We start from the raw sequence: 3,283 nt of genomic DNA, 5'->3' as shown, positions 1-3,283 counted from the left end.
ATTTTTAAACTTTAAGAGCTATATCAAACACTTTATTGGAGAGTTTGATCCTGGCTCAGGATGAACGCTGGCGGCGTGCCTAATACATGCAAGTCGAGCGGACCAAAGAGAGCTTGCTCTCTGAGGTTAGCGGCGGACGGGTGAGTAACACGTGGGTAACCTGCCTGTAAGACGGGGATAACTTCGGGAAACCGAAGCTAATACCGGATGATAAAGAGAAACGCCTGTTTCTTTTTTGAAAGTCGGCCTTGTGCTGACGCTTACAGATGGGCCCGCGGCGCATTAGCTAGTTGGTGAGGTAACGGCTCACCAAGGCGACGATGCGTAGCCGACCTGAGAGGGTGATCGGCCACACTGGGACTGAGACACGGCCCAGACTCCTACGGGAGGCAGCAGTAGGGAATCTTCGGCAATGGACGAAAGTCTGACCGAGCAACGCCGCGTGAGCGATGAAGGCCTTCGGGTCGTAAAGCTCTGTTGTCAGAGAAGAACAAGTACCGGAGTAACTGCCGGTACCTTGACGGTACCTGACCAGAAAGCCACGGCTAACTACGTGCCAGCAGCCGCGGTAATACGTAGGTGGCAAGCGTTATCCGGAATTATTGGGCGTAAAGCGCGCGCAGGCGGTTCTTTAAGTCTGATGTGAAAGCCCACGGCTCAACCGTGGAGGGTCATTGGAAACTGGGGAACTTGAGTGCAGGAGAGAAAAGTGGAATTCCACGTGTAGCGGTGAAATGCGTAGAGATGTGGAGGAACACCAGTGGCGAAGGCGGCTTTTTGGCCTGTAACTGACGCTGAGGCGCGAAAGCGTGGGGAGCAAACAGGATTAGATACCCTGGTAGTCCACGCCGTAAACGATGAGTGCTAGGTGTTGGGGGGTTCCACCCTCAGTGCTGACGTTAACACATTAAGCACTCCGCCTGGGGAGTACGACCGCAAGGTTGAAACTCAAAGGAATTGACGGGGGCCCGCACAAGCAGTGGAGCATGTGGTTTAATTCGAAGCAACGCGAAGAACCTTACCAGGTCTTGACATCCTCTGACCATCCTAGAGATAGGACTTTCCCCTTCGGGGGACAGAGTGACAGGTGGTGCATGGTTGTCGTCAGCTCGTGTCGTGAGATGTTGGGTTAAGTCCCGCAACGAGCGCAACCCTTGACCTTAGTTGCCAGCATTCAGTTGGGCACTCTAAGGTGACTGCCGGTGACAAACCGGAGGAAGGTGGGGATGACGTCAAATCATCATGCCCCTTATGACCTGGGCTACACACGTGCTACAATGGGTGGTACAAAGGGTTGCAAAGCCGCGAGGCCGAGCCAATCCCAAAAAGCCACTCTCAGTTCGGATTGTAGGCTGCAACTCGCCTACATGAAGCCGGAATTGCTAGTAATCGCGGATCAGCATGCCGCGGTGAATACGTTCCCGGGCCTTGTACACACCGCCCGTCACACCACGAGAGTTTGTAACACCCGAAGTCGGTGGGGTAACCTTTTAGGAGCCAGCCGCCGAAGGTGGGACAGATGATTGGGGTGAAGTCGTAACAAGGTAGCCGTATCGGAAGGTGCGGCTGGATCACCTCCTTTCTATGGAGACATGAGTGCACTTCGTTGCCTCATGAACTTACCTGAGCTTTTGTTTGGTTTTGAAAGAACATCTCTCATCTATAATATGGTGCATGGGCCTATAGCTCAGCTGGTTAGAGCGCACGCCTGATAAGCGTGAGGTCGATGGTTCGAGTCCATTTAGGCCCACCATAACATTTTCATACAGACAAGATGGGGCCTTAGCTCAGCTGGGAGAGCGCCTGCCTTGCACGCAGGAGGTCAGCGGTTCGATCCCGCTAGGCTCCACCACTAGAAAATATAGTTGATATTTTCTTTTTTAGTCGGTATAATATGAAAGTTGTCTCTTGAAGGCAACGCCGATATGTTCCTTGAAAACTAGATAACGAAACATCCAAACAAAGCCAACTAATTCATTAGTTGTGCGCTGATTATGCAAGACCCATGATCTAACGATCATGTGAAACGATTCAGCTGAAAAGCTGATTCGGTTAAAGGTTAAGCTAGAAAGGGCGCACGGTGGATGCCTTGGCACTAGGAGCCGAAGAAGGACGGGACGAACACCGATATGCCTCGGGGAGCTGTAAGTAAGCATTGATCCGGGGATTTCCGAATGGGGGAACCCACCATCCGTAATGGGATGGTATCCATATCTGAATACATAGGATATGAGAAGGCAGACCCGGGGAACTGAAACATCTAAGTACCCGGAGGAAGAGAAAGCAAATGCGATTTCCTGAGTAGCGGCGAGCGAAACGGAATCAGCCCAAACCAGAGGGCTTGCCCTCTGGGGTTGTAGGACACTCAACATGGAGTTACAAAGGAACGGGGTAGATGAAGCGGTCTGGAAAGGCCAGCCAAAGAAGGTAACAGCCCTGTAGTTGAAACTTCGTTCCCTCCTGAGTGGATCCTGAGTACGGCGGGACACGTGAAACCCCGTCGGAATCCGGGAGGACCATCTCCCAAGGCTAAATACTCCCTAGTGACCGATAGTGAACCAGTACCGTGAGGGAAAGGTGAAAAGCACCCCGGAAGGGGAGTGAAAGAGATCCTGAAACCGTGTGCCTACAAGTAGTTGGAGCCCATTAACGGGTGACAGCGTGCCTTTTGTAGAATGAACCGGCGAGTTACGATAACGTGCAAGGTTAAGCTGATAAGGCGGAGCCGCAGCGAAAGCGAGTCTGAATAGGGCGCCATAGTACGTTGTCGTAGACCCGAAACCGTGTGATCTACCCATGTCCAGGGTGAAGTTCAGGTAACACTGAATGGAGGCCCGAACCCACGCACGTTGAAAAGTGCGGGGATGAGGTGTGGGTAGGGGTGAAATGCCAATCGAACACGGAGATAGCTGGTTCTCCCCGAAATAGCTTTAGGGCTAGCCTCGCGGCTAGAGTCCTGGAGGTAGAGCACTGATTGGACTAGGGGCCCCCACAGGGTTACCGAATTCAGTCAAACTCCGAATGCCAGAGACTTATCCGCGGGAGTCAGACTGCGAGTGATAAGATCCGTAGTCAAGAGGGAAACAGCCCAGACCATCAGCTAAGGTCCCAAAGTATACGTTAAGTGGGAAAGGATGTGGAGTTGCCCAGACAACCAGGATGTTGGCTTAGAAGCAGCCACCATTTAAAGAGTGCGTAATAGCTCACTGGTCGAGTGACTCTGCGCCGAAAATGTACCGGGGCTAAACGTATCACCGAAGCTATGGATTGTACCGTAAGGGTA

General features: G+C 52.4%; 2 tRNA genes, 1 rRNA gene and 1 other annotated feature (1 of these 4 cut by a window edge). All 3 genes read left to right on the top strand.

Going from position 1 to position 3,283, the window contains the following annotated elements:
- Positions 1-32 precede the first annotated feature (32 nt).
- The 3 genes from AR335_RS14215 to AR335_RS14205 all read left to right on the top strand — a co-directional run bounded on the left by AR335_RS14215 (position 33) and on the right by AR335_RS14205 (position 1,852).
- A 16S ribosomal RNA gene (locus AR335_RS14215) occupies positions 33-1,582 on the top strand.
- Positions 1,583-1,676: 94 nt separating this feature from the next.
- A tRNA-Ile gene (locus AR335_RS14210) sits at positions 1,677-1,753 on the top strand.
- Positions 1,754-1,776: 23 nt separating this feature from the next.
- Positions 1,777-1,852, top strand: a tRNA-Ala gene (locus AR335_RS14205).
- Positions 1,853-2,057: 205 nt separating this feature from the next.
- Positions 2,058-3,283: a sequence feature (mutual gap in cmsearch alignment for this rRNA model is longer than 100), on the top strand; it runs 1,811 nt beyond the window's last position.

This window comes from Fictibacillus sp. FJAT-27399 (genome assembly GCF_001510655.1).
Classification (GTDB): domain Bacteria; phylum Bacillota; class Bacilli; order Bacillales; family Fictibacillaceae; genus Fictibacillus_C; species Fictibacillus_C marinisediminis.
The sequence above is the reverse complement of the archived record's forward strand: the minus strand, read 5'-3'. Positions and strand labels throughout refer to the sequence as shown.